Origin of the sequence: Chitinophaga sp. (genome assembly GCF_036566945.1) — a bacterium.
In the GTDB taxonomy this organism is placed as follows: domain Bacteria; phylum Bacteroidota; class Bacteroidia; order Chitinophagales; family Chitinophagaceae; genus Chitinophaga.
In genome coordinates this window covers 1-5,798 of record NZ_DATCVJ010000886.1, presented here as the reverse complement: position 1 = coordinate 5,798, position 5,798 = coordinate 1, and the positions used below count along the sequence as shown (strand labels likewise).

The window sequence follows — 5,798 nt, the reverse complement described above, 5'->3', positions numbered from 1 at the left end:
CAGTGCATTTCATGCGCTTTCACTACTTCGTCTTTACCTACAACAGAAACGTTGTTTTCTGCCTGGCAGGCAATTGTACATGCACCGCAACCGAAACAGGTGTTCAGATCGATAGACATGCCCCATTTGATACCAGGGTAGCTGTAGTTAGGATACAGGGTAGCATCCTTACGGAAGTCAGGACCGAATTTCTTCAGTTCCAGTCTGTCTTCGTTTACCTCTTTAGGGTTGTGGATAAACTCTTCAAGGGTAGTTTCTTTAACGATAGGACGACCTTCGTAGCTATTATGTGTTTGTGTTAAACCAACTGCATATTTTACACCGGTAGCTTCTACAGTTGCATCTGTAGTGAAGTAATCAAAAGTCTGACCGTTGTAGCTTACCAGCGGATAAGCATTTTTACCGATACCAGCTGCTGCTCTTCCTACGTTAGCACCGCGACCGTAACCTACTGCGATAGCGATTACATCAGGATGAATACCAGGAACGATCAGGAGTGGTAATTCGAGTTCTTTACCGTTGGTTTTTATTTTCAGTACTTTCTTCTCTGCGTTGATTTCGTAATCGTCACCTAACTCAGTAGAGAAAGTTTTAGCCAGTGTGTTGGATACGCAGGCGTAGTTGTCCCAGGTAGCGCGGGTAATAGGATCCGGCATTTCCTGTAACCATGGGTTGTTCGCCAGTTTACCGTTACCGATCGCTACTTTTTCGTAGAGTACCAGTTCCAGTTTACCACCTTTCTTAGCGCTGCTGATTTTACTTGCTGCACCAGCGATATCGCCGGCGAAAGCAGCACCACCTAAAGCAGGAGCAGTAGCTGGTTCAACAACACCATCCTGTAAGGCTTTATCCCATGCTTCCTGTCCACCCAGTTTGGTGATCCACTCATTTTTCAGGTAGTCCGCCCAGGTAGCTGTGTTACCAGACCAGGTGAGGAAAGTATCCTGAATAGCGCGTGTTTTGAACAGTGGGAGAATAGTAGGCTGTGCGAAGCTGTAGTAGCCTGTTCTGCCTTCTGCATCATTCCAGCTTTCGAGGAAGTGATGATCCGGAGCAACATATTTACACAGTTCAGTGGTTTCGTCATTTCTTTCGTTGAAGGAAACAGCCACTTTCACTTTCTTCAGTCCTTCTGCAAATTTGGAAGCTTCGAAGTAGTCGTAAGCAGGGTTAGCGCCATAAACCAGAACCGCACCAATGCTGCCTGCGTTCATATCGCTTACCAGTTTCGCCATCTCGCTGTCGCTACCCTGACGGTAGTTGGAAGGAGAAGCGAAATCGATGGTAGTACCGTTAGCGCCAACAATGTTATTGATAGCGTTTACGATGATTTGTACATTCACATCGTTAGAACCGCTTACTACCAGTGCTTTACCAGCATTTGCTTTCAGTGATTCCGCTGCTTTCTTAATACCATCTGCAACACGTTTGTCAGCAATAGCAGGAGCAGTTACGCTACCACCAACAGCTGCCAGCAGTGCCAGTGCAACAGCACCGGTTTCAGAAGGTTTGTGTGTATATCTTTCATCCGCATTTGCACCGGTAAGGCTCATGGTGCTTTCGAACTGGAAGTGTTTGGACATTTCCGGTTTCTTAGCATCGATCTTACGTGTTTGCGCAAACTGGCGGGAATACTCAACCGGGTTTAACCAGGTTCCGAGGAAATCGGCGGCCAGACTTACGATCACTTTAGCATTTTCAAAGTGGTAAGAAGGGATGACTCTTTTTCCGTAGGAAGCTTCGTTAGCCTGCAGCATACCAGCGTAAGAAACCGCATCGTATACTACATGACGTGAGTTAGGGTATTTGCCCAGGAACTCGCCGATTACTTTTTTGGTAGAAGGGCTGAGTATAGTAGAACTTAATAAAACAACAGGAGCACCGCCTAATCCGGCCAGTGCTGCACCTACTTGTTTATCCAGTTCTGCCCAGGTTGTTTCCGTACCACCGATAGATGGGAAACGGAGACGGGCAGTATCATACAGGCTGAGTACAGCGCCCTGTACTTTGGCTGAGGTAGCCCCCTGTGTGATAGATGATAAAGTATTCCCTTCCATTTTGATAGGACGACCTTCGCGGGTTTTCACCACAACCGGTACATATTCACCATCAATGGAATAAGAAGAAGCATAATAATTGGCTACGCCCGGGGTAATTTCTTCCGGTTTGTTTACATACGGAATTGCTTTCTTAACCGGTGTTTCACAGCTGGCAGCGATAGCGGCAGCAGCGGTGGTGAAACCGAGATATTTAAGAAAATCCCTGCGGGGGGTAGTAGCATTCAACAGGCCTTCACTCTCAAACGGCAGTTCTTCACTGAATTCGTTCTTCACAATTTCCTGATGCGCATCGGTATTGTGCAACTCCTCCAAGCCTTTCCAATACTTTTTTTGCTCCATGTTATATTAACGAGTTACGTTTATAAATTTGATATCTTCTGATCTGAGAGAAATCTCTCTAAATCCATCCTAGTAGTGACATTTTTGACATTCAGTACCACCTACCATTTCAACTGTTACGCTATCGATCTTCTTATCTTTAATATCCTGATGAAGCTTTTCGAAGATGCTGTAATAGTTGTTGTCAGCGAACTGCACTTTCGTAGTACGGTGGCAGTTGATGCACCATCCCATAGAGAGGTCAGCAAACTGGTGTACTTCATCCATATCCGTGATAGGACCGTGGCAGGTTTGACATTGTTGCTGACCAGCCACTACGTGTTGAGAGTGGTTAAAGTAAACGTGGTCAGGCAGGTTATGGACTTTAGTCCATTCGATAGGTTTACCTGGTTTGGTATATTTACCAGCTTCAGGATCCCATCCTACGTAATCGTATAATTTTGCGATTTCGGCAGTACCGTTGATCTTCTTACCTTCTGCAGTTGTCAGCTCAGGACCGGAGTATTCCTTAATGGCCTTGTGACAGTTCATACAGATATTTTCGGAAGGAATCATTGCATGCTTACTTTTCTCAGCACCGGCGTGGCAGTACAAACAGTTGATCTGGTTGATACCGGCATGCACTTTATGGCTGTAGAAGATCGGTTGTTCCGGCATGTAGTCTTTCTGACGACCCAGGCCAACCGCCCCTTGAATAGTAAAGTAGCCACCTACCATGAACAGCACGAGGATAATGAGTGCCAGGTAAGCTTTGTTTTTGTAGAAAGGAACAGGGTCCGGTGTTGGTACACCTTCTTTATCACCAGCCAGCTTATTCAGGTTGCTGTTGATCTGCATCAGGATCAGTGCTACTACAGCGAGAATCAGGGTAATGATACCAAACAGTAAACTGTTGTCATTGCCTTTTTCGGCGGCGCCTTCTCCTTGCTCTCCAGCTACTGGAGTGGCAGTGGCAGGACCTTTAGCACCTTCAACTTTCACATACTCAAGAATGTCATCAATTTCTTCATTGGTTAATGAAGGGAAAGATGTCATCGCTGTTTTGTTGAACTCGTTGAAGAGATCATTAGCATACTTGTCCCCTGTAGCCAGTACAGAAGCAGAGTTATGGATCCACTGGTGCAATAATTTCTTATCGGGCCAGCGATCAGCAACACCCGCTAATGCAGGACCTGTCAGCTTCTTATGGACATTATGGCATGAAGCGCAGTTTGTTTGGAATAGTGCTTTACCCTTCGCTGGATCCGCAGCCTTAACTGAAGAAAAAGGAATTACTATACTAGCGCATAGAATAAGCACACTCACAAAATGCTTGCGCAAAAGAATGGAAACACGACGATACACAGCCTATATAGTTTAGATTTGACCTAAAGTTTCTTAAAAGTGCCAGCAAAAATAAGACAGAATGTTGACAATTTACCAACAATTAAAAAAAATTATTGTCTTATAGAATGCCTTTTGAAGCCTGTTTTTTGAGCAATGATTGAGCTGCAAGTCTTGCTGCTGGCCTATTTGAACAATTCACCGTATATATCCTTTCAGAACTTATTATTTTGATTGAAAGTTTGAATCCTCTGTGGAGGCTCGTCTACATCATAACGTGGGGCAAGGTTTGCGGGGATATAATTATAATATATGCAGATGAAAATCAAATAGTGGTCCCCTATATCCTTCCTTACACAATATAATATATTATCTGTCAGCGCAATTAATTTCTACGAGAGTTGTTATTTTTACCTTAATAACCTGCCAGCGAACCAGAATGTTCAATCTGCTACCAAAAAACCGATCCCATGAAAAAAAGCGTAATTTTTCCTGTTCTGCTGGCCGTTAGCGCGGCCTGTAATAATAATACAACTACCCAACAGACGGACAGTACCTTACAAAATGCCACCGCCGGCACCCCTGCTGCGACAATTATTGCAGGTACTTACCAGGGTACCCTGCCTTGTGCCGACTGCCCGGGCATGGACTACCAGGTAAGCCTGTACGACGATCATACCTTTAGTGAGCTGGTTGCTTATCAGGGCAGGGGACAGGGGATAGCCACCGTGGAAACCGGCACCTGGAAGCAAACCTCCGATTCGACGGTGATGATCCAAAAGAAAACCGACAGCAGCTCCTTCCTGGCAGCCGAAGGCAAACTGCTCCTCCTCGATACTAAAGGCAAACGCATTGAAGGGGTGTTGGCTACTAATTATATATTGAAACCCATAGAAGGAGGTGACCGCAGAAAAATCTTCGCGGAGAAGTTGAAGTCAGGCATCCGGTTTACTGCCAACGGCAATGAACCCGGCTGGAACCTGGATCTTGATAACAAGAAGATCAGTTTCCGTACCATGAACGGCGACAGCCTGCAGGCATCACTCCCCCCTGCCCGCCCAAACACCGATACCCTTAAAGTATATACTACCCCCGGTATCACGGTCAGCATCCGGAACACCATGTGCTCAGACGACATGAGTGGTTTGATGCGTCCTAACTCGGTGCAGATACAGATAAAAGATAAAACCTATCAGGGCTGCGGAGAGTACCTCAAGTAGAATTACGAATTACAAATTACGAATTACGGATTTGTAAGGAGATAGTAAACGCGTAGATCTCCCCACAAATCCGTAATTCGTAATTTGTAATTCGTAATTCTTAGCCCGTAATTCGTAATTTTACAGCTTTAAAACAGACTTAGTTGAAAAATATCGCCATATTCGCTTCGGGTGCAGGTAGCAACGCGCAGAAAATTATAGATCATCTCAGACATTCGGACAAGGGCAGGGTTTCCCTCATTGTGTGCAACAAAGCAGGAGCTGGTGTTTTACAAATTGCTGAACGGGAAGGTATCCCCAGCATTTTAATAGAAAAGGAATCGTTCTTCCATTCAGATATATATGTACAGTTATTAAAGGAACAACAAACTGATCTCGTAGTGTTGGCTGGTTTTTTATGGAAAATACCCGCTAACCTCGTACAGGCATTTCCTAACCGTATCATTAATATACATCCGGCATTACTTCCCAAGTTTGGAGGAAAAGGAATGTATGGACACTTTGTGCATGAAGCAGTAATAGCAGCAGGTGAAAAAGAAAGTGGCATTACCATCCATTACGTAAATGAAAAGTATGATGATGGAGAAACGATCCTGCAGGAACGTTGCATCATTACACCGGAAGACACACCAACAACCGTAGCACAAAAGGTGCAAGCCTTGGAGCATCAATGGTTTCCGGTAATTGTGGAACGATTATTGTCCGATTTTTAAAACTGACACACACCAGGAATAAGGTCTTAAAAAAGCCAGTCTAACCCTTACAACTGTATGAAAAAGACACTGCTATTACTATGGTTATCCTGTTCGCTCACCCTTACCACTTTTGCACAGGATGCAAAAAGGGGGAGTAGAAA

Annotated in this window: 4 protein-coding genes; 2 read left to right on the top strand and 2 right to left on the bottom strand. The window is 44.8% G+C overall.

The genetic code is table 11. From position 1 onward, the window contains the following. Positions 1-2,399, bottom strand: a 2,399-nt coding sequence (locus VIP81_RS26745; RefSeq protein ID WP_331968530.1) for a TAT-variant-translocated molybdopterin oxidoreductase, incomplete at its 3' end; no start/stop codon positions are given. A gap of 69 nt (positions 2,400-2,468) precedes the next feature. Continuing rightward, on the bottom strand, positions 2,469-3,698 hold the full coding sequence (locus tag VIP81_RS26740) for a c-type cytochrome (protein WP_331968533.1): 1,230 nt from the start codon (positions 3,696-3,698) through the stop codon (positions 2,469-2,471). Positions 3,699-4,192: 494 nt separating this feature from the next. Between VIP81_RS26740 and VIP81_RS26735 the strand changes: the two genes are divergently transcribed. Continuing rightward, on the top strand, positions 4,193-4,942 hold the full coding sequence (locus VIP81_RS26735) for a copper resistance protein NlpE N-terminal domain-containing protein (protein WP_331968527.1): 750 nt from the start codon (positions 4,193-4,195) through the stop codon (positions 4,940-4,942). 143 nt (positions 4,943-5,085) lie between these two features. Then, positions 5,086-5,655: a phosphoribosylglycinamide formyltransferase gene (gene purN / locus VIP81_RS26730; protein WP_331968524.1), complete on the top strand. Its 570-nt coding sequence runs from the start codon at positions 5,086-5,088 to the stop codon at positions 5,653-5,655. Positions 5,656-5,798: the final 143 nt, after the last annotated feature.